Genomic DNA, 17954 nt, shown 5'->3' on the forward strand with positions numbered 1-17954 from the left:
GGCGGGGCCTGCAAAGGCCCCGTTGCCGACGTGTCCTTCGGAGGGAAGCCCGCATGCGCATCGATCGGATCAACGTCTATTCGGCGCAATTGCCGGTCAAAGGCGGCGTCTACCGGATGGCCAGCGCCGATGTGGAGGCGCTGGACTCGACGCTTGTCGAGATCGTCACCGATGACGGTTTTGCCGGCTGGGGCGAGACCTGCCCGATCGGCCCGGTCTACCAGCCGCATCATGCTCTGGGCGCCCGCGCCGCGATCGCCGAGATCGCGCCGGGGCTGATCGGCGCGGAGATCGCCTCGATCAGGGCGCTCGCCAAACAGATGGACGAGCGCCTCAACGGGCACGGCTACGCCAAGGCTGCCTTCGACATGGCCTTTCTCGACCTGCTCGGCCAAAAACTCGGCGTGCCGGTCTCGACGCTTTTGGGCGGGGCGCTGACCGACCGCGTGCCGGCCTATTATTCGCTGATCGTCGGGACCCCGGACGAGACGGCGAGGATTGCCGCCGACAAGGTGAAGGCCGGCTATCCGCGACTGCAGGTGAAGATCGGCGGGCGCAATCTCGAAGAAGACGTCGCCGTCGTCCACAAGGTCTGGGAAGCGGTCGGCTTCAAGGCGCGCATCGCTGTCGACGGCAACCGGGGCCTGACGGCGGCCGCCGCGATCCATCTCGACCGGCTCTGCCAAGCGATCCCCTTCATCTTCGAGCAGCCCTGCAACACGATGGACGAGATCGCGACGCTGAAAGGCCGCGTGACGCATCCGATTTATCTCGACGAAAGCACCGACGACCAGAACGCGGTGCTGAGGGCAATTTCACTCGGCATTGCCGACGGCTTCGGCTTCAAGGTGACACGTCTGGGTGGCCTGACGAAGATGACGACGGTGCGCGATCTCTGCGCCATCCGCTCCCTGCCGCACAGTTGCGACGACGCCTGGGGCGGCGACATCATCGCGGCGGCCTGCGTGCATCTGGCCGCCACAGTCGAGCCGCGCCGCATGGAAGGCGCCTGGATCGCCCAGGAATACATCAAGGGCCATTTCGACCAGAAGCACCCGGTCGTCATCAAGCAAGGCCATATCGCCGTGCCGCAGCGGCCGGGGCTCGGCTTGAAACCCGAGCCAGGCATGTTCGGCAAAGCAGTGGCGATATACGGGCCGTAACTCTAGCCGCAAAGCTGCGCCGTGGATGCCCGGAATTGTGCCTGCGATCACTTCGTGAACGAAGCGGATCGTTCCGCCCTGTCCCGCGTTCTTGTGACACGCAAGGAGGAACGGCGATGGACGACGATCGGACCGAGAAGATCAGGCAGCGTGCCTATGAAATCTTTCAACGCGAGGGCGGCATCCTCGGCAATCATGAACGGCACTGGCATCAGGCCGAAATGGAGATCGACCGCGAAGCGGCCCTGCCGCTGACAGCGGACGACGCGCTGCCCGAAACGCGCGAGATCGACAGCGCGGACGTGCTGACGGTGGAGGCGCTTGCGGTGCGCACCGGCATTTCGGGCGAGGAGGCGCAGGAGCTGCTCGACAGGCTGGGCAACGACCGCGCGGCGATCGAGCAGGCGGCGCGAGATTTGCGAGCACGCAAGCGCGGCGTCGACTAGTGGAGATTTTGATCGGTCGGCTCTGTTTGCGTTGGCACGCGGCACGCGTTGGGAGATTGGCCGAAACGCCATCGCGATCGTCATGTAGGGACGGCCCCTTTTGGGCAAGAGGCAAAATGGCGGCGGCGGCGTATTCCAGGGTCTGCGCGCGTCGCTACGCTCCTTGCTCCGCCATAGAATGACGACGTTGGGGCGGCCTCCACTAATCCCTGGCGTTTGTGCTGATTTCACAGAAATGAACGGAAAAATCTTGCACCAAGAGGCGGTTGGCCAGCCAATCGGACCGGCCACAGGTGGCACTCTCCACCGGGTTGACAGCGCCGATGCCTCGCCCTAGTTTCGCGTTAGTGGCCACTAACGCGAAATATTGGACAGCGCTCGGCGATCCGACACGGCGCACGATCTTCGAACTGCTGGTCGAACGTCCCTCTTCGGTCAGCGGGCTCGCCAACGCGCTGCCCGTAACGCGGCCGGCCGTGTCGCAGCATCTGAAGGTTCTCAAGGATGCCGGGCTGGTGGCCGACACGCGCTCGGGCAAGGAACGCATTTACCGCATCGATCCGGATGGCCTCGCGGCCTTTCGGGCTGAGATCGACCAGTTCTGGGTGAAGACGCTTGCCGCCTACGCGCAAATTGTCGAGCAACCGACAGAGGACGAAACATGATCAAGCAACCGGCCCCTGCTCCCGTAAGGCATTCGGTCGTGGTCGCGGCGCCGATCGCGCGCGCCTTCAAGGTGTTCACCGAGGATTTCGGCAACTTCAAACCGCGCGAGCACAATCTGCTCGCCGTGCCGATCGCAGAAACGATCTTCGAGCCGCGGGTCGGCGGCCATGTCTATGACCGCGGCATCGACGGGTCGGAATGCCGCTTCGCGCGTGTGCTTGCCTACGAGCCGCCGAACCGGCTTCTTCTGAGTTGGGACATCAACCCGCGCTGGCAGATCGAAACCGACCTCGCTCGCACAAGCGAGTGGGAAGTCCGTTTCACGGCCGAGGCGGAAAACCGAACCCGGGTCGAAATCGAGCATCGCCATATCGAACGGCATGGCCAGGGCTGGGAAAGCGTGCGCGGCGGCGTCGACGGCGATCAGGGCTGGCCGCTTTATCTGCAGCGGTACCAGGAGCTTTTTGCCCGGGCGGCCTGACGGCAGCGGCCCGCATCGCCGGATAGCCGCGGCCGACATGGCCACAGCGATGAGGAGGAGAGCAGACCATGGAAGCCTATTGGTTGAGCATTCTTGGCGTGCTCGCGCTCTGTCTCCTGTCGGTGGCGCTGGCGATCTATTCCGGCTCGTCCAAGGGATTTGCGGGCAAGCTTGCGGGTCCGGTCATCCCGGCGGACGACGATAATCCGCTCTACCGCATCGACCGGATCCACATGAACTCGGTCGAGGCGCTCGCGCCCTTTGTTGTGCCCGCTGTGTTGGCGATGATGGCCGGTGTCGAACCCGTGACGCTGGCGGTGCTCGTGTGGATCCACCTGGCGATACGCCTCATGCACATGGCGGTCTACCTGCATGGCGGAAACGTCGCCAAGGGCGGCAGTGTCAGGACGATCCTCTATGTCTCGGGCGCGCTGGTCACGCTTGTCCTCATCCTCATGACGGGATGGGCAGCGCTTCGCTGAGCAGCGCTGCTTTTCGCTGCGTCGGCGGAACCCTCGCCCCGATAGGAGGTTCATCCCTGTACAACCACAGGAGATGCGCCATGGATCACACCAGCCATGTAAGACTGACCAATGCCGAGCTTACGCCGGACATCCTCGAAGGCGCCGCCATCTACGGCCCCGATGACGAGAAGATCGGCTCGGTCGACCACCTGCACGGCAGCCAGGTCGTCATCGATGTCGGCGGCTTTCTCGGCATCGGCGCCAAGCCGGTGGCCGTCGCCGCCAGCCAGCTCGATTTCATGCGCGACGAGGACGGCGATGTGCATGCCGTCACCAGTTGGACGAAAGATCAGTTGAAGGCGATGCCCGAGCATCGCGACTGAAGCGCTTCGCCGTTTGTGAATGAAAAGGAGAGCCCGGGCTGGACATTCGCCGGCCCGGATTTTCTTGCGGGCAAGTCGTTCGTCCGGTGACGAACATACGCTAATCGCTTGCCCATCCGCCTCACCAACCTCGCGTTCGTGAGATTGTTCATGTCGGTGTCACAAGCCTCCATTGTACTTACTTGATCGAAAACCCGAAGGAGGAGGCGATGGGGTGGAAAGCTGTGGCGGCATTTTGCCTGGCGACAGCGGTCACGGGCGGGGCGATGTGCGGCCAGGCACTGGCCTGGGGCCAGGAAGGGCATGCGGTGATCGCCGAGATCGCGCAGCATAGGCTCAGCCAAAACGCCTATGACGTGATCGAGCAACTATTGCGTTCGCATCTGAGGCTGAAGCCGCCGGCCACCGTCTCGCTGGCTTCGGTGGCGAGTTGGGCCGACGACTATCGCGCCGACCACAAGGAGACGTCGAACTGGCATTTCATCGACATTCCGCTGGCGTCGAAGCCAGGCGATGCGAGCGCCAGCACAACCGCCTACGACCCGGCGCGCGACTGCAAGGACAATGCGAGTTTCGGCTTCTGTCTGATGCGAGCGCTGCCGGCGCAGGAGAAGATCCTGGCCGATTCGGCCAAGAGCGACGAGGAGCGCTGGCAGGCATTGGCCTTCGTCATCCATCTAGTCGGCGATCTGTCCCAGCCGCTGCACTGCGTCGAGCGCCTGGACGGCAGCCAGGGCGATCAGGGCGGCAATACGCTGACGGTGAGCTTCAACGTCTACCGGCCGAAGCCGGACGGCTCGACCTACCGCGACCTCACGACTTTCCATGCGGTGTGGGATTCAAGCCTGATCCTGTTCAAATACTACGACTGGGGCAAAGTGGCGCTCGACCTCGAGACCGACATCATCCCGCATCTGCCCGCCATGCCTGCCGCCGACCAGACTCCGGAAAAATGGCTGGCCGAATGCCATGAGAAGGCCGAGGACGCCTATCGCGCGCTGCCCAAGGGCACGGCGATCAAATCCGACAACCCGCACGCGGTGATCCTCGACCAGGTCTATTTCGACAAATTCTCGCCGGTGGCGGTCGAGCAGCTCGCGCTCGGCGGCCTGCATCTGGCCGCCGTGCTCAACGAGACGCTGGCGGCGGACAAGTAGGCGGATTGGCTGAGCCCTGCTGGCCTGGCCGGCCCCCTTGATGCCGGCAGGCGAAAAAAAGCCCGCTTCGGCATGCCGAAGCGGGCACAAATCTGAAGGCGCAAGCTTACTTGCAGTCTTTCAGCATCTTCAGCGCCTTTTCGGCATTGGCCTGGGACGTGTAGGCCTTCGTCCCGGCATCGGTCAGTTTCTTGCCGTCCGGCTTCGTGGAAACCACCGAGCATTTCTTGGTGGTGGCGTCCTTTGCCACCCAATACTGCGTGGCCGCAAATGCCGGCATGCTGAAAAGTGAAACAACCGAAGCTGCAACCAGAACCTTGCGAATCATAGCGTTCTCCCAAGTTGAATTCGGCTCGGCCCATTCATCCGGAAGTGCCCATCACGCGGATAGCCGAGCCGAACCGCTGGCGAGCCGTATCGCGACTTGACCGCCGAGGGCAATTTACAAAAATGTAAAGTTCGGCCGAGCCTGCAAGGCCGTGAGACGAAGCTATCGGCGCAGCGAGATAAGGCAGGCGCAGAGCCCCACATTGATCGTGGCGGCAACCGCGAGAGCACTCAGGACAAGATTGCCGCCGCCCACGCCAAGAAGCAACGCTCCTATGGAAGGAGCCGCCGCCTGGACGATGAGGCTGGGCGTCGCGAGCTTGCCCATCAGCGCTGCGTATTGCCGCGGGTCGAACAGCACCAGCGGCAGGGCGCCGCGCGCGATCGTGTGGATGCCGTTACCCGCGCCATAAAGGATCAAGGCGAGAGCGATGAATGTATGGCTCGCCAGGAGCAGCCAGATCCCGGCCGCGAGCAGCGACACGGATGTCAGCATCGTCCAGATCGGATGGTGCCGGTTGCGGCCGATCAGCAGTTCCGCCACCCTCGCGCCGACCTGTGACGGGCCGATCAATGCGCCAAGGCCGACGGCGGCCGCCAGGCCCACGCCGCGCAATTGCAGCAGGGTCAGCAGGTGGACGGAGAGCATCGACGCGATCATCGCGGCCAATGTCAGGATCGACGCCAGCAGAATGAAGCGTGCCCGCGTCCTGCCCGTGGCCGACGCCTCCTTCGACCTGTCCTTCATCGGCGCGGGCACGGGCGGCGGTGGCGGGATCACCCAAAGATGGAGTGGCAAGCAGACCGCCAGATGGATCGCGGCGTAGGAAAGGCAGGCGATACGCCATCCGCCATGCTCGACAAGGAAGGCGCTGAGCGGCCAGCAGACGGTGCTGGCAAAGCCGCCGAAAAGCGTCAGGTTGGTGATAGCGCCCCGCGCGCCCTGTCCATAAAGGCGGCCGAGTGTGGCGAAGCCGGCATCGTAGAGGCCGCTCGACATGCCCAGGCCCATGAGCAGCCATGCAACCAGATAAAGAGGATAGTCGGTCGCCGTCGCCAGCAGCGAATGCGCGGCAGCCAGCAGCAACGAGCTGGCGGCAAGCACGGGCCGGCCGCCATGGCGCTGGATCAGCCGCCCGGTGACGGGGGACACCAGCCCGGCAAGCAGGAGCCCGCAGGACAGCCCGGCAACGACCGAGGCGAGCGACCAGCCGGTATCCTTGGCAATCGGCGCGGCAAGCACCGCGGGCAGGTAGTAGGACGATCCCCAGGCGAGAATCTGCGTGATGCCAAGAGCCGTAACGAGGACGCGGCGATTGTGTGCGATGGGCGCGGTGGCTTCCAATCAGGCTTGCCCCGACGCATAGGCGACTTTCTCGCCATCCTCCTTGACGAACTCGCGCACCGGATTATCGAGCAGCGGCAGCACCGCTTCCGACGGCCGACACAGTTTTGTTCCCTTCGGCGTCTCGACGATCGGCCGGTTGATCAGGATGGGATGGGCGAGCATGAAATCGATCAGCTCGTCGTCACTCCATTTCGGATCGGCGAGGCCGAGGTCGGCGTAAGGGGTTCCTTTCTCCCGCAACAAATCGCGCGCAGAAATCCCCATCGCGGCGATCAGTTCGAGCAGCCGTTCGCGGCTCGGCGGCGTCTTCAGATATTCGACCACCACCGGCTCCTCGCCGCTAGCGCGGATCATGGCGAGCGCGTTGCGCGAGGTGCCGCAAGCGGGGTTGTGATAGATCGTGACCGTCATGGCTCTGCTTTCAGTGGCTGGTATTGCTGAACGGTTTTGGGCCTGAGCAGCCAGCCCATCAGCGCGAGCGCGATCAAGGCGCCGAGCAGTTCGGCGATGATGAAGCCCGGCAGATCGACCGGTCTGATGCCGGAGAAGGTGTTGGTAAGCGAGCGCGCCACGGCGACGGCGGGATTGGCGAAAGACGTGGACGCCGTGAACCAATAGGCGGCCGTGATATAGAGCCCGACCAGCCACGATACGGCCCGCCGCTCGAAACGGAGACCCGCAAGGATGACGGCGACAAGGCCGAATGTCGCGACCACTTCCGAGAACCATTGCGCCGGCCCGGCACGCAGCTTCGTCGCGACCTCCAGCATCGGTAGGGCGAACATAAGATGTGCCGCCAACGTGCCGGCAATGCCGCCGGCGACCTGCGCGGCGAGATAGGCAACAAGATCGCGGGTTGGCAGCGACCGGTTGAGGCAGAACACCAGCGAAACGGCTGGATTGAAATGCGCGCCGGAGATCGGCCCGAGGATGGTGATCAACACCACCAGCATGGCGCCGGTTGCAAGCGTGTTGCCAAGCAGCGCCAGCGCGATGTCATGCGTCAGCGTCTCGGCCATGATACCGGAGCCGACGACGGTCGCCACCAGCAGACCGGTGCCCAAAGCTTCAGCCGCGAACCGTCGCGGCAAATCGAAAGTGTTCATCGTAAGGTCTCGGGTTCGGCGACGAGCGAAATGGTCATTGCCGGGTCCCCTCGCCCGGCTCGCAGCAAGGTGCTGTGAGCGCCGGCACGCAGATTTCGGGTCGGCCCGAGCAGCAATCCTCCATCAGGAAGCGGATCAGCCCGGACAGCGCGTCGTATTCGGCGCTGTAGACGATCGAGCGGGCATCACGCCTCGCGGCCACGAGGCCAGACCGTTCCAATTCCTTGAGATGGAAGCTGACATTGGACGGCGAGACCTCGACTTGTTCGGCGAGCGAACCGGCGGCGATGCCATCCGGCCCGGCAACGACCAGCAACCGTAGCAGGCGCAGGCGTGTTTCCTGCGACAGCGCGCCAAACGCGATCAGGGCTTGACGTTCATCCACGTTTCAATAATCCTTGAAATATTGAAATGAGGAATAGCCGACATGCTCTCTTCTGACAACCGGAAAAATGTCGTCCCGATCGACCCCTCCGACTTGACCATCGGCGATTTGCTGGGCGCGCTTGCCGATCACAAGGACAGGCCGCTGGTGTTCCGCTATGACGGGCGACCGGTAAAGCCGGGCTACCACGTCACTGAGGTGAAGGCGGGACAGTTCGCGGCGCTGGATTGCGAAGCAAATCCAGAATCATGGTCTGAAATCTTCATCCAGCTGTGGGACATGGACGAAGACGGGCCGGTCCATATGCCGGCCGGCAAATTCGCCGCGATCATCCGCAAGGTTTCGGACCATGTCGCTCTCGATCAGGCGGCGAAGCTGACCTTCGAGGTTAGCGACGGCGTCCGCCCCATCGAATTGCACCGGGCGGCTCAGCCAAGCGTTGTTGACGGTGTCATCGAGGTCGAGTTGACGCCACGGCCGGCAAGCTGCAAGCCGCGCGACCGCTGGCTGAAGGAACAGAAGGCGGCAAGCCAGCCATGCTGCGGAGCGAGCCGCCGCTGCTGACCTTGCGAATGGTGACGAGCGGCGGCGCTGCTTCAGAACCGAATCATGCCGTTGGCCTGCAACAGATAGAGAGCCACGAGAACGTTGGCGATCAGCGCCACCCAAACGGCTGTCCTGCTCATACGCGAATTTCCTGTTGATCGGCAGCGATGAACGGGCTCGCGACGGTTGCGTTCCATGCGTGCCGGGTTGCAGGTCGCTGCGGGACAGGGTCACGAATTGGCGAGACGGCGGCGCGTCAGTCCTTCGGCGCGTTGCTGTAGAGCGCCACGCCGACGCGGTCGTTGCGCCGCCACCGCACGAAAGCGCGATAGGCCGTGTCGTCGGCCGGAACCTCGAGCAGGAAGCGTTCGGGGATGCCCATATCGGCGGCCACGCGCAATTCCGCACCCTGCTCGTGCTGGTTTCTGACCGAGCAGCGGATCCGGACGCCGTTGGCAATGATCGTGGCTTCCTTGAGCACGAATTCGCGCACATGAAGACGGCGCTCGGTCTCGGGATATTCGGCCATGGGCAGCGGACTCCTCGGGCAAGGCTCTCCTCGCCACGGGGCCGCACCATAGCAGCGAGGCGTTTCCGTTCCGTTAGCGATCGCTGAAACGGCGAGGCTCGCCCGCTCGTCGGCAGGTGGGCGGTTCTCCGGGGTCATATTGCGATCACGCCGCTCGCATGCAGCACCCAGCGGCGGCCGTCGCTGCGGAATTCGGTGAGCGACAGCGGCTCGATGTCGATCTTCCAGACCGAGGAGAGTGGCGCGCCCAGCACATGCAGGATGGCGGCGCGGATCGGCACGGCATGGGTGAGCGCGATGGTGTGGCCGCTCCCGGTGGCCAGGCGCTCCATCAGTGCCGCTCCACGCCGGGCCACCGCGGCAAGCGACTCGCCGCCATGGGGTGCGGCATCCGGATCGGAAAGCCATGCTGCCATGCCTTCCGGATCCTCCGCCCGAACCTCCTCGAAACTTTTGCCGGCCCAGCGCCCGAAATCCTGCTCGGCAAGCAGCGGCTCGACCGTCGGATCAAGGCCGAGTGCCTCGGCCGTCTGCAGCGCGGCCAGCGCCGGGCTCGTCCAGACGCGGTCGGCGCGGCGCAGCGAAGCTGCCAGCGCGCCGGCACGCTCGAAGGCCCGCGGCTCCATCGCCTCGTCAGCCGGAAAACGACCCTTGCGCGTGGCCTGCGTCGCGCCGCTTGCGATCATCGTCAGGCGGGCGAGCATCCCAAAACTCCGTGGTCCAGTGAAATTTCCGCCGCGCGAAGCCGTATTGGCCATTGCATGTCGTTGACAGGCGAACGAAGTGCTGACAAGTGTTTTAGCGCTATACGGGATTGGAAGCCGGTGCGAGTCCGGCACGGTCGCGCCACTGTGATCGGCACCAGCCGAAAGTCAGGCCTTATTCCGCAGCATTGTTCGATCAACGGGACGCAGTATCCCACGGGAGGTCAATATGTCCGACACCACCTTCGCCCCCAGCTACGGTCCGGTTGCGATTCCGGTTCGGGAGCTTCTGCCATGGGCCATCTTCGCCGGCCTGATGCTGATGATGGCGATCTATTTCGTCGGCGCGGAAGAAGGCGCGACGTCGCTGATCCGTGGCACCTATGTGCACGAGTTCGTGCATGATGGCCGCCACCTGCTCGGCTTCCCCTGCCACTAAAGCGGTTCAGCATCGCTGAATCCTTTTCGATTCTGATCTAACGCAATTCCGGACGGAAAACCGCTACGCACTTTTCCTGGAATTGCTTGGTTGGCTTAACGCAATTCCGGACGGAAAACCGCTACGCACTTTTCCTGGAATTGCTCAGAAGGATTAGTGACATGGTCGGAAAACTTTTGCTGCGCGGCATGCTTGTCGGGCTGGTTGCGGGGATTCTGGCATTCGCCTTCGCGCGCGTCTATGGCGAGCCGCAGGTCGACAAGGCGATCGCTTTCGAGGACCAGCAGGCCCAGGCCGCCGGCGCGGCGCCGGAGCCCGAGATGGTCAGCCGCACCACGCAGGCCGGCATCGGTCTCGCAACCGGCGTGCTGGTCTATGGCGCCGCCCTTGGCGGGCTGTTCTCGCTGGTCTTCGCCTATGCCTATGGCCGTCTGGGCTCGCTCGGTCCGCGCGGCACCTCGGCGCTGATCGCGCTGCTCGGCTTCCTTGCCGCGATTGTGGTTCCGAGCCTCAAATACCCGGCCAACCCGCCGGCGGTAGGCAATGCCGAGACCATCGGCTACCGCACCGAGTTGTTCTTCATCATGATCGTCGTCTCGATCGCGGCGATGGTGGCGGCGGTCGGCCTGGCGCAGCGTCTGTGGAACCGGCTCGGCGCCTGGAACGCCTCGATCGTCGCGGGCCTCGCTTTCCTCGTCGTCTTTGCGCTGGTGAAGGCGGCGCTGCCCGACATCAACGAAGTGCCGGAGAACTTCTCCGCGACCGTGCTGTGGCAGTTCCGCGTCGCCTCGCTCGGCATCCAGCTGGTGCTGTGGACCGTCGTCGGGCTCGGCTTCGGCGCGGTTGCCGAACGCGTCGTCGCGGTGCGCGACCAGCGCAGCCCGGCACGCCGCTACGCCTGAAATCGCATGCGTTGGCCACCACGGTTTCGCGCCCTGGCGGCCAAAGTGGCTCAACGGTCGGTACGACCGCCGAGCCACTTTGGTCCTTTGTTTTCTCGCAATTCCGGACGGAAAACCGCAGCACACTTTTCCTGGAATTGCTTGGTTTCGGTGCTGCTCGCACTTCTGGCCGCCACATCCGCGCAAGCGCATGACGGCTCGTCAGCCCCGCCTCCCCCCGGCATCCAGATCCCCAGCCTCACCCACGGCCAGATGGCGGTGATTGCGCGCCACCGAGGCGACATCCTGGACCTTGCCCAACGCCAGACCGTAACCGACCCGACCTTCCGGCGGCTCTACAATCACGGAAATCTGCAATTCACCTACTGCCTCTGGGGCCTGATGCCGGGAAGTCTTGGCGACGAAGAGAGCCCGTTCAACGAATGCAGCCACGCCTATCTCGCCACCGCCAAGGCGCTGCTCACCTATATGGCGACGATGCCCTCTGCCGAACGCAACGCGAAGGCGCTGATCTCCGACATCGATGCCGAGATGGTGCGCAGCGGCGCGTCGTGGATCCTGTGCCAGTATAGCGGCGAAGCCTTCAGCACCGGCGCGGTGGTCGAGCCACGCTGGCGGGACATCTTCTTCCACCTGCCGAGTCTCGCGGTGCTGCTTGCCGCGGCAGTGGCGCTTACCGCCGCCGCATGGTCGATTATCGGCGCGCCGCGTAGCCGCACGGCCTAGGACGTTCACCGTTTCACGGAAACCGGGCGCGCATCACAATTCCGAGAGCGCGATGTCATCTCCAAACGGCAGACGTTTTCCATTTGGGCACCTGGGCTGAACACAGGAGCAAATCATGCATGGAAAGATCATAGCTGGCCTCGCGTTAGCAGCCTCCCTTGGAATTGCCCAGCCCTCCCTTGCCGCACCCGACTGGAAGGCGGTAGCGCAGGCGCTCGGGAAATCCGGCACAGAAGCACCGGGGGGAGTCTACCGCGTCGGGCTGCCTCGTTCCGATCTGAAAGTCACTCTCGACGGCGTGGAACTCAAACCGGCCTTGGCGCTCGGCTCATGGCTCGCATTCAAACCCCTGGGCGATCACGATGCCATGGTAATGGGCGATCTCGTGTTGACCGTGCCAGAGATCGACCCGGTGATGATGAAATTGATTGAAAGCGGCATCGAGATCACGGCCCTCCACAATCACCTGCAGAAGGCCCAGCCGGAGACGATGTATATGCACGTCTTTGGTCACGGCGATCCGGAGAAGCTGGCTGCGGCGCTGCATACGGCGTTGCAGCAGAGTGGAACGCCGCTTTCGGACGCACCGGCGAGCGCCGCCGCTGCTTCGAAAGCGATCGATCTCGACACGCAAACCATTGACCAGGCGCTTGGCCACAAAGGCAAGGTCAACGGCGGTGTCTATCAGGTCAGCATCGCGCGCGCAGAAACCATCAAGGACGACGGCATGGAGGTGCCGGATGCAATGGGCTCTGCGATTGCCATCAACTTCCAGCCGACCGGCGGTGGCAAGGCCGCGATCACCGGCGATTTCGTCCTGATCGCCTCTGAAGTGAATCCGGTGCTGCGAGCTCTGCGGGAAAGCGGAATAGAGGTGACCGCTGTGCACAACCACATGCTCGACGATCAACCCCGGCTGTTCTTCATGCATTTTTGGGCAAATGACGATGTCGGGAAGTTGGCCAAAGGGCTGAAGCTGGCGCTCGATCAGGTGCACCTTAGGACGGGCAGCTGACTTTGACGCAGTCCCGGCGAAATTCCGAAGGCGGCGGCGTTGGCCCGGCCGGCGCCGAACAGCCGGGCCACCAGCCAGAAGGAGGCCGCGCTGCGGACATCTACGCGGCGCGCGCCCTTCGGGATTTTGGGGACGGCTTCGCCGCAGTGCTCCTGCCGGTATATCTAGCCTCGATCGGACTTGGACCGCTGGAGATCGGTGTCGTGGCTACCGCCGCACTTCTTGGTTCGGCATTGTTGACGCTCGGCATCGGCTTCCTGGCGGTGCGCGCAGACCGGCGCACCCTGCTTCTGGCTGCATCCGGCCTGATGATCGCAACCGGGCTGGCCTATACGCAGTCAAGCACCTATGCACTTCTTCTGCTCGTGGCCTTCCTGGGCACCATCAATCCTTCGTCAGGAAGCGTAAGCATCTTCGTTCCGCTGGAGCATGCAGTCCTGTCGCGGCTCGTCGCCGATGCGGACCGCACCAGGGCGTTCGCGCGTTACAGCCTGCTAGGTGCGCTGGCGGCAGCGTTTGGCGCCCTTGCTGCAACCAGCCCGGACTTTCTGGTCACGATCGGGATGTCGCGATTAACGGCGCTGAAGGCGATGTTCGTCCTCTATGCAAGTCTCGGCCTGGCGGGAGGCTTGGTATACGCGCGCATTCCAGTCGGTCCCAAAACCTCCCCCAAGGACCGGCCGGCAGCGGCGCTTGGGCCGTCGCGTGGCATTGTCTACAAGCTGGCGGCCCTGTTCAGCATCGATGCGTTCGCCGGCGGGTTTGCGGTGCAGTCGCTCATGGCTTTATGGTTGTTCAGCAAGTTTGGACTTTCGCTGTCGACTGCCGGGGTGTTCTTTTTCTGGTCGGGTATTTTATCGGCGGTCTCATTTCCGTTCGCCGCTTGGCTGTCGAACCGCATCGGGCTTGTGAACACGATGGTGTTCACTCACATCCCGTCAAGCATCTGCTTGATCCTGGCCGCCCTGGTGCCGAATCTTCATGCCTCCCTGGCATTTCTCCTTGTACGCGCAGCATTGTCCCAGATGGACGTGCCGACCCGCTCCTCATATGTGATGGCAGTCGTCACGCCGCCGGAGCGGCCCGCGGCGGCGAGCCTCACGTCGGTTCCACGCAGTCTCGCGGCAGCGGCGAGCCCGGCCATTGCCGGGGCGCTGTTTGCTGCGGGGTTCGAAGCCTGGCCGCTGGTGATCTGCGGTGTCCTCAAGATCCTCTATGATCTGGCTTTGCTTTGGACTTTCCGCCACGTCAAGCCGCCTGAGGAGCTATGAGGCTACGCCTGTCTGCAAGAAGGTGGCAATCAACCCGATTCCGGCCAGCGCAGGGCAGAGTTCAGCCACCTCTGAATTGCAAAAAAGCCAGTGATTTCAAGCGACCAAGACCTGGCGCAAAGCCGCGCCGAACAGGAACAACCCGGTGCCGATCTCCAACAGCGTCGAGATGCGGGCGGCATTGGAGCCAAACCGGTCGAAGACAGCGACGGGGCCCTTTCGCAACAGAACCGCGAGGGCGACGACGATCCCAAGGGTAATCGCCACATCCGCCATCATGGCGATCTCACGTTGATATTCGAAGGGTGCCTGTATCATCCATTCACGTGCTCATGGTGATCGCCATCCGGCTCGGCCATGGCGAAGAGGAGATCCTCGCTGTCGGGACCCGCAGCCAGTTGCAGCCTGGCGCTGAACTCGTGCGGCTCGGCCGGGGCGACCAGGCTTTGCAGATAATGGTGATCGCCGCCGACCGGAGACAGCAGCAGGCTTTCGACCGCACCGTCCGCCCTTTCGATGGCGACCTTCGCCCGCAGGCCCTCGGCGTGACGCGACAGGCGCAGCCGCATGCGCTCGCCCTGCGGCGTGTCGACGATCTCGAGCAACCCGCAGGCGAGTTTGCCCGAAACCAGGAACGGATCGGGCGCATGACGGTGGCCGCCTTCGGTCCGTGGCTCGGCAAAGCGCACCGTGGCGACGTCGAGCGCGGGAATGTGCGCGAAGAGCTCGGTCTTGAGCAATGCGGCGATGTTGTTCGCGGCGGCCAGCAGCAGCCCGTCATTGACTGCAATCTCCACGTCGACATGCAGCTTGTGGCCGAGCCAGCGGGCCTTGGCGTCAATCACCTTTTCGATCCCGCCGACATGCTCAGCGGCGTGGTGAATCTCGTCAACGAGCCCGGGCTCGACGCCGTCCAGCATGCGCGTCAGCACCGAGCGCGCCGATTGCCAGACGATGCCGAAGATGGCGACCGTGATGAGCAGGCCGATGATCGGATCGGCCAATGGGTAACCAAACCAGACGCCGACCGCGCCGGCAACGACGGCGAGGCTGGTGAGCCCGTCGGTGCAGGCGTGATAGCCATCGGCGATCAAGGCCGCGCTGTTGATCTGACGGCCGACGCGGATACGGAACACCGCCACCGCCTCGTTGCCGAGGAAGCCGATCACGCCGGCCGCGGCGAGCCAGCCCAGGAATTGGACCGGGCGCGGATTGAACAGGCGGTTGACGGCTTCATATCCGGCCACGAGCGCGCTCGCCAGGATGATGAGCACGATGATGATGCCGGCCAGGTCCTCGACCCGGCCGAGGCCGTAGGTGAACGTGCGGGTCGGCTTGCGCCGCACCAGCACGAAAGCGATCCACAGCGGTATGGCCGTCGTCGCGTCGGCGATGTTGTGGATGGTATCGGCAAGCAGCGCCACGCTGCCCGAAGCCATGACGACGACGATTTGCAAGGCGGCGGTGACCGCAAGGATCGCGAACGACCACTTGATCGCCCAGATGCCTCGATCGGTGGTGGCGATGGTGGCGTCGATCACGCCATGCGTGTGGCCGTGCGGTCCGTGATGGCCGTGGCCATGCCCGCCATGGTCATCTCCGTGCGCGCCGAAGCCGTACCAGTCCAGAGCTTTTTCCCACATCGAACGCCTCACAGGTATTTGGTGAGCTGCTTGAGCTCCTTGAGCGTGTCCCTGGTCGATTCGCCGCCTTCGACGAGACAATGCTCGATATGGTCGTGGATCAGCTCGCGCTTGGCGTTGCCGACGGCACTTTCGACGGCGTGGAGCTGTTGCGCGAGATCGAGACAGGAGCGCCCCTGCTCGAACATGGCGAGCACGGCGGCGAGATGGCCGTGCGCGCGCTTGAGCCTGGCGATGATGTCAGGATGAGAGCTGTGTATTGTCATACGGATATCCTATCCTCCAGGGTAGGATATCACAAGCAGAGAACGCGACGCGCTTGAAGTCAGCTCTCCCCGGCGGTTTCAGGCTTTGGTGGCTGGACCAGCGGTCAAGCCGACTTGCGGGCAGGCCTCGCCATCGACGGCGCCTTGATCCCTTCCTTGGCAAGGCTCTTCCTGAGCACCGCAGCCAGATCGATGACGTTTTCCTTCGGCTTGGGCGCCGCCTTCGGCAACTTCCTGCCCTTGCGCTTGGCATCGATCATCGCAATCAGCGCATCCTCATAGGTGTCCTCGAATTTCGATGGGTCGAACTTGGTCACCTTCTTGTCGATCAGGAGCTCGGCGATCTCCAGCAGGTCCTTGTCGTATTTCGGCGACTTCAGACCCTCGAAGACGCTTTTTTCCGACACCATCTCGTTGCGCGTGCGCAGCTCGGTGAGCAGCATGCCCTTGCCGAAGGGCTGGATCACGACCTCGCGGCCACGCTGGTAGAGCACCACGCAGGACCTTGCGGCGACACGCTTCTTCTTCATCGCCTCACGCAATACGCTGAAAGCCTCAAGCGCCGCACCATCGGCGGGGACGAGGTAATAAGGCTTTTCCAGATAGCGCGTGTCGATGTCATCCAGGGCGACGAACTCGTCGACCTCCAACGTGTGCGCCGAGGTGAGTTTCAGCTTCTTGATCTCGTCCGGCTCGATCTCGATGTAATCGTCCTTCTCCAGTTCGAAGCCCTTGGTCTGGTCCTCGGTCTCGACGACATCGCCGGTCTGCTCGTCGACATAGGCGCTTTTCACCGGCAAGCCATCCTTACGGTTCAGGATCTTGAAATGCACCTTGCCGGCCTCGCTTGTGGCGCCGACCAGCTTGATGCCGCAAGACACAGAGCCGACCTTCAGAAAACCCTTCCAAACCGCGCGTGGCGCAACCATGTGGCATTCCCGTTATCATTGCGATCAACAGGAACATCTGTCGGCCCGCGGGGTTCCGCTCGCCACCAAGCCCCGGCAGTCCAGCGGCCAAGACGGCATATGCGACGCGCCGCTCGGCCTTGCGGTCGATCGAAGGCATGCGCATCACCTTCGCGATGCCGTTGATGGCGTCTCCCGTTTATGGCGATCGGACGCAGTACCTGCCGCGAAATCCTGGCTTCATGTGATCGGACGGGCCGTAGCGGAGGCAGCGCAGAGGCAACCAAACGCTTGTTTTCCCGTTTATTTCAGTAGCTGCCGGCACCGGTCGTGTCGTCAGCCAATTGGCTCCAGGGCGGCATTCGCGCGGAGCAGAAGGGAGGCCGCAATGACACGGCCCGTTGTTGAAATAGGGGACAGGGTGGCGGTGCTCGCGACGGTGACCGAGCGTGTTAAGGATCGCGTCATGCTGGCGCTCGACGGCGACAGCCACAATTATTCGATGGTCGAGCCCAACGCCAAAGCCGGCGACAAGCTCAGGCTCGAGGGCGAAGTCGTCCATGTCGACGAGGACCTCGGACGCACGACCGTGCAGGTGCTGGGACGCGTGACCGTCGACACCAAGTCGGTCGAGATGGTGACGCGACGTTGCGACCTCGACCATATCGGTTCCAACGTGCCTGGCCACCCTCGCCCGCGCACCCCGCCGCTACCGCATGGGTGAACAAGCGGATCACGGCCCTTCTTCGCGCGTCCCTGCGCTGAATCGACCGTGAAGCTGCCTAGTGGCGCTTGAAATACTGCACTTCGCGTTCGTGCTTCTCCGCGGCTTCGCGTGACTTGAAGGTGCCCAGATTGCGGCGCTTACCGGTCCTGGGATCGATCTTGCGCGAATAGAGCCGGTATTCGCCGGATTTCAGCTTGCGGATCATCGCTGTCTCCTTGTGAATCAGGACTCTAACCCGGCTGAGGCCGTCGCGGTTCCAAGCAGGCCATCCCGCCCGCTTGCAGCCCGGCAGCAAAAAAGCGCTGCTGTCGGTGAACCATTTCACGGACGCGAATGACCCAATGTCGGAATC

Annotated in this window: 26 protein-coding genes and 1 riboswitch; of the genes, 14 read left to right on the forward strand and 12 right to left on the reverse strand. The window is 63.5% G+C overall.

Annotated features, from left to right (window positions below):
* Positions 1-53: 53 nt before the first annotated feature.
* The 7 genes from LB565_RS15185 (at position 54) to LB565_RS15215 (ending at position 4760) form a co-directional block, all read left to right on the forward strand.
* Entirely contained in the window at positions 54-1163 is a 1110-nt protein-coding gene (locus tag LB565_RS15185; RefSeq protein ID WP_224585325.1) for a mandelate racemase/muconate lactonizing enzyme family protein, read from the forward strand.
* 116 nt (positions 1164-1279) lie between these two features.
* Entirely contained in the window at positions 1280-1609 is a 330-nt protein-coding gene (locus LB565_RS15190; protein ID WP_224585327.1) for a DUF2934 domain-containing protein, read from the forward strand.
* A gap of 323 nt (positions 1610-1932) precedes the next feature.
* Positions 1933-2274 carry an ArsR/SmtB family transcription factor gene (locus LB565_RS15195; RefSeq protein WP_224585461.1) on the forward strand — a complete coding sequence of 114 codons (342 nt, stop codon included), beginning with the start codon at positions 1933-1935 and terminating at the stop codon, positions 2272-2274.
* Positions 2271-2756 (forward strand): SRPBCC family protein, encoded by a 486-nt coding sequence (locus tag LB565_RS15200; RefSeq protein WP_224585330.1) that lies wholly within the window; start codon positions 2271-2273, stop codon positions 2754-2756. The genes LB565_RS15195 and LB565_RS15200 overlap by 4 nt, the downstream gene beginning before the upstream one ends.
* Positions 2757-2824: 68 nt before the next feature.
* Positions 2825-3238: an MAPEG family protein gene (locus LB565_RS15205; protein ID WP_224585332.1), complete on the forward strand. Its 414-nt coding sequence runs from the start codon at positions 2825-2827 to the stop codon at positions 3236-3238.
* Between the two features lie 80 nt (positions 3239-3318).
* Positions 3319-3603: a PRC-barrel domain containing protein gene (locus LB565_RS15210; RefSeq protein WP_224585334.1), complete on the forward strand. Its 285-nt coding sequence runs from the start codon at positions 3319-3321 to the stop codon at positions 3601-3603.
* Between the two features lie 209 nt (positions 3604-3812).
* The gene (locus LB565_RS15215; RefSeq protein ID WP_224585336.1) at positions 3813-4760 is read left to right on the forward strand and encodes a S1/P1 nuclease; all 948 of its coding nucleotides are present in this window, start codon (positions 3813-3815) and stop codon (positions 4758-4760) included.
* Between the two features lie 106 nt (positions 4761-4866).
* Here LB565_RS15215 and LB565_RS15220 read toward each other — a convergent pair whose 3' ends face one another.
* The 5 genes from LB565_RS15220 to LB565_RS15240 form a co-directional block, all read right to left on the reverse strand.
* Complete coding sequence (locus LB565_RS15220; protein ID WP_224513282.1) at positions 4867-5088, reverse strand: hypothetical protein; 222 nt, start codon at positions 5086-5088, stop codon at positions 4867-4869.
* 162 nt (positions 5089-5250) lie between these two features.
* On the reverse strand, positions 5251-6432 hold the full coding sequence (locus LB565_RS15225) for an MFS transporter (RefSeq protein WP_224585338.1): 1182 nt from the start codon (positions 6430-6432) through the stop codon (positions 5251-5253).
* On the reverse strand, positions 6433-6846 hold the full coding sequence (gene arsC / locus LB565_RS15230) for an arsenate reductase (glutaredoxin) (RefSeq protein ID WP_224585350.1): 414 nt from the start codon (positions 6844-6846) through the stop codon (positions 6433-6435). It lies immediately after the preceding gene.
* A complete protein-coding gene (locus tag LB565_RS15235; RefSeq protein ID WP_224585352.1) occupies positions 6843-7541 on the reverse strand; it encodes an aquaporin in 699 nt (232 codons plus the stop codon). The genes arsC and LB565_RS15235 overlap by 4 nt, the downstream gene beginning before the upstream one ends.
* 34 nt (positions 7542-7575) lie before the next feature.
* The gene (locus tag LB565_RS15240) at positions 7576-7926 is read right to left on the reverse strand and encodes an ArsR/SmtB family transcription factor (RefSeq protein WP_224585354.1); all 351 of its coding nucleotides are present in this window, start codon (positions 7924-7926) and stop codon (positions 7576-7578) included.
* Positions 7927-7968: 42 nt separating this feature from the next.
* Between LB565_RS15240 and LB565_RS15245 the strand changes: the two genes are divergently transcribed.
* Positions 7969-8490 (forward strand): DUF6428 family protein, encoded by a 522-nt coding sequence (locus LB565_RS15245; protein WP_224585356.1) that lies wholly within the window; start codon positions 7969-7971, stop codon positions 8488-8490.
* Positions 8491-8728: 238 nt separating this feature from the next.
* Here LB565_RS15245 and LB565_RS15250 read toward each other — a convergent pair whose 3' ends face one another.
* Positions 8729-9001, reverse strand: a complete 273-nt coding sequence (locus LB565_RS15250; protein ID WP_224585358.1) for a PilZ domain-containing protein — start codon at positions 8999-9001, stop codon at positions 8729-8731.
* A gap of 134 nt (positions 9002-9135) precedes the next feature.
* On the reverse strand, positions 9136-9705 hold the full coding sequence (locus tag LB565_RS15255) for a histidine phosphatase family protein (protein WP_224585360.1): 570 nt from the start codon (positions 9703-9705) through the stop codon (positions 9136-9138).
* 85 nt (positions 9706-9790) lie between these two features.
* A riboswitch (adenosylcobalamin (AdoCbl) riboswitch) is annotated at positions 9791-9934 on the forward strand.
* On the opposite strand from LB565_RS15255, the gene LB565_RS15260 reads away from it, so the two are divergent.
* The 5 genes from LB565_RS15260 (at position 9935) to LB565_RS15280 (ending at position 14058) form a co-directional block, all read left to right on the forward strand.
* Positions 9935-10144, forward strand: a complete 210-nt coding sequence (locus tag LB565_RS15260) for a CbtB domain-containing protein (protein ID WP_224513276.1) — start codon at positions 9935-9937, stop codon at positions 10142-10144. It begins immediately after the preceding riboswitch.
* A 161-nt stretch (positions 10145-10305) separates the two neighbouring features.
* Positions 10306-11046 (forward strand): CbtA family protein, encoded by a 741-nt coding sequence (locus tag LB565_RS15265; protein WP_224585361.1) that lies wholly within the window; start codon positions 10306-10308, stop codon positions 11044-11046.
* Positions 11047-11196: 150 nt separating this feature from the next.
* Complete coding sequence (locus tag LB565_RS15270; RefSeq protein WP_224585363.1) at positions 11197-11772, forward strand: hypothetical protein; 576 nt, start codon at positions 11197-11199, stop codon at positions 11770-11772.
* A 115-nt stretch (positions 11773-11887) separates the two neighbouring features.
* Complete coding sequence (locus tag LB565_RS15275) at positions 11888-12787, forward strand: DUF1259 domain-containing protein (RefSeq protein ID WP_224585365.1); 900 nt, start codon at positions 11888-11890, stop codon at positions 12785-12787.
* 98 nt (positions 12788-12885) lie between these two features.
* Complete coding sequence (locus LB565_RS15280; protein ID WP_224585462.1) at positions 12886-14058, forward strand: MFS transporter; 1173 nt, start codon at positions 12886-12888, stop codon at positions 14056-14058.
* Positions 14059-14154: 96 nt separating this feature from the next.
* On the opposite strand, the gene LB565_RS15285 is transcribed toward LB565_RS15280, so the two are convergent.
* The 4 genes from LB565_RS15285 to LB565_RS15300 form a co-directional block, all read right to left on the reverse strand.
* Entirely contained in the window at positions 14155-14376 is a 222-nt protein-coding gene (locus LB565_RS15285; protein ID WP_224585367.1) for a hypothetical protein, read from the reverse strand.
* The gene (locus LB565_RS15290; protein ID WP_224585369.1) at positions 14373-15701 is read right to left on the reverse strand and encodes a cation diffusion facilitator family transporter; all 1329 of its coding nucleotides are present in this window, start codon (positions 15699-15701) and stop codon (positions 14373-14375) included. The genes LB565_RS15285 and LB565_RS15290 overlap by 4 nt, the downstream gene beginning before the upstream one ends.
* Positions 15702-15709: 8 nt before the next feature.
* The gene (locus LB565_RS15295; protein ID WP_224585371.1) at positions 15710-15967 is read right to left on the reverse strand and encodes a metal-sensing transcriptional repressor; all 258 of its coding nucleotides are present in this window, start codon (positions 15965-15967) and stop codon (positions 15710-15712) included.
* A gap of 104 nt (positions 15968-16071) precedes the next feature.
* A complete protein-coding gene (locus LB565_RS15300) occupies positions 16072-16896 on the reverse strand; it encodes a Ku protein (RefSeq protein WP_224585373.1) in 825 nt (274 codons plus the stop codon).
* Positions 16897-17263: 367 nt separating this feature from the next.
* On the opposite strand from LB565_RS15300, the gene LB565_RS15305 reads away from it, so the two are divergent.
* Positions 17264-17599, forward strand: a complete 336-nt coding sequence (locus tag LB565_RS15305; protein ID WP_224585374.1) for a hypothetical protein — start codon at positions 17264-17266, stop codon at positions 17597-17599.
* A gap of 58 nt (positions 17600-17657) precedes the next feature.
* On the opposite strand, the gene LB565_RS15310 is transcribed toward LB565_RS15305, so the two are convergent.
* On the reverse strand, positions 17658-17807 hold the full coding sequence (locus LB565_RS15310) for a hypothetical protein (RefSeq protein ID WP_112100506.1): 150 nt from the start codon (positions 17805-17807) through the stop codon (positions 17658-17660).
* Positions 17808-17954: the final 147 nt, after the last annotated feature.

Source organism: Mesorhizobium sp. CA14, from assembly GCF_020165195.1.
Classification (GTDB): domain Bacteria; phylum Pseudomonadota; class Alphaproteobacteria; order Rhizobiales; family Rhizobiaceae; genus Mesorhizobium.

Bases quoted from the DNA above. Each gene is read 5' to 3' on its own strand.
- LB565_RS15185 (WP_224585325.1), top strand. From the start codon at position 54: ATGCGCATCGATCGGATCAACGTCTATTCGGCGCAATTGCCGGTCAAA.
- LB565_RS15190 (WP_224585327.1), top strand. From the start codon at position 1,280: ATGGACGACGATCGGACCGAGAAGATCAGGCAGCGTGCCTATGAAATC.
- LB565_RS15195 (WP_224585461.1), top strand. From the start codon at position 1,933: ATGCCTCGCCCTAGTTTCGCGTTAGTGGCCACTAACGCGAAATATTGG.
- LB565_RS15200 (WP_224585330.1), top strand. From the start codon at position 2,271: ATGATCAAGCAACCGGCCCCTGCTCCCGTAAGGCATTCGGTCGTGGTC.
- LB565_RS15205 (WP_224585332.1), top strand. From the start codon at position 2,825: ATGGAAGCCTATTGGTTGAGCATTCTTGGCGTGCTCGCGCTCTGTCTC.
- LB565_RS15210 (WP_224585334.1), top strand. From the start codon at position 3,319: ATGGATCACACCAGCCATGTAAGACTGACCAATGCCGAGCTTACGCCG.
- LB565_RS15215 (WP_224585336.1), top strand. From the start codon at position 3,813: ATGGGGTGGAAAGCTGTGGCGGCATTTTGCCTGGCGACAGCGGTCACG.
- LB565_RS15220 (WP_224513282.1), bottom strand. From the start codon at position 5,088: ATGATTCGCAAGGTTCTGGTTGCAGCTTCGGTTGTTTCACTTTTCAGC.
- arsC (WP_224585350.1), bottom strand. From the start codon at position 6,846: ATGACGGTCACGATCTATCACAACCCCGCTTGCGGCACCTCGCGCAAC.
- LB565_RS15235 (WP_224585352.1), bottom strand. From the start codon at position 7,541: ATGAACACTTTCGATTTGCCGCGACGGTTCGCGGCTGAAGCTTTGGGC.
- LB565_RS15245 (WP_224585356.1), top strand. From the start codon at position 7,969: ATGCTCTCTTCTGACAACCGGAAAAATGTCGTCCCGATCGACCCCTCC.
- LB565_RS15250 (WP_224585358.1), bottom strand. From the start codon at position 9,001: ATGGCCGAATATCCCGAGACCGAGCGCCGTCTTCATGTGCGCGAATTC.
- LB565_RS15255 (WP_224585360.1), bottom strand. From the start codon at position 9,705: ATGCTCGCCCGCCTGACGATGATCGCAAGCGGCGCGACGCAGGCCACG.
- LB565_RS15260 (WP_224513276.1), top strand. From the start codon at position 9,935: ATGTCCGACACCACCTTCGCCCCCAGCTACGGTCCGGTTGCGATTCCG.
- LB565_RS15265 (WP_224585361.1), top strand. From the start codon at position 10,306: ATGGTCGGAAAACTTTTGCTGCGCGGCATGCTTGTCGGGCTGGTTGCG.
- LB565_RS15275 (WP_224585365.1), top strand. From the start codon at position 11,888: ATGCATGGAAAGATCATAGCTGGCCTCGCGTTAGCAGCCTCCCTTGGA.
- LB565_RS15285 (WP_224585367.1), bottom strand. From the start codon at position 14,376: ATGATACAGGCACCCTTCGAATATCAACGTGAGATCGCCATGATGGCG.
- LB565_RS15290 (WP_224585369.1), bottom strand. From the start codon at position 15,701: ATGTGGGAAAAAGCTCTGGACTGGTACGGCTTCGGCGCGCACGGAGAT.
- LB565_RS15295 (WP_224585371.1), bottom strand. From the start codon at position 15,967: ATGACAATACACAGCTCTCATCCTGACATCATCGCCAGGCTCAAGCGC.
- LB565_RS15300 (WP_224585373.1), bottom strand. From the start codon at position 16,896: ATGGTTGCGCCACGCGCGGTTTGGAAGGGTTTTCTGAAGGTCGGCTCT.
- LB565_RS15305 (WP_224585374.1), top strand. From the start codon at position 17,264: ATGACACGGCCCGTTGTTGAAATAGGGGACAGGGTGGCGGTGCTCGCG.
- LB565_RS15310 (WP_112100506.1), bottom strand. From the start codon at position 17,807: ATGATCCGCAAGCTGAAATCCGGCGAATACCGGCTCTATTCGCGCAAG.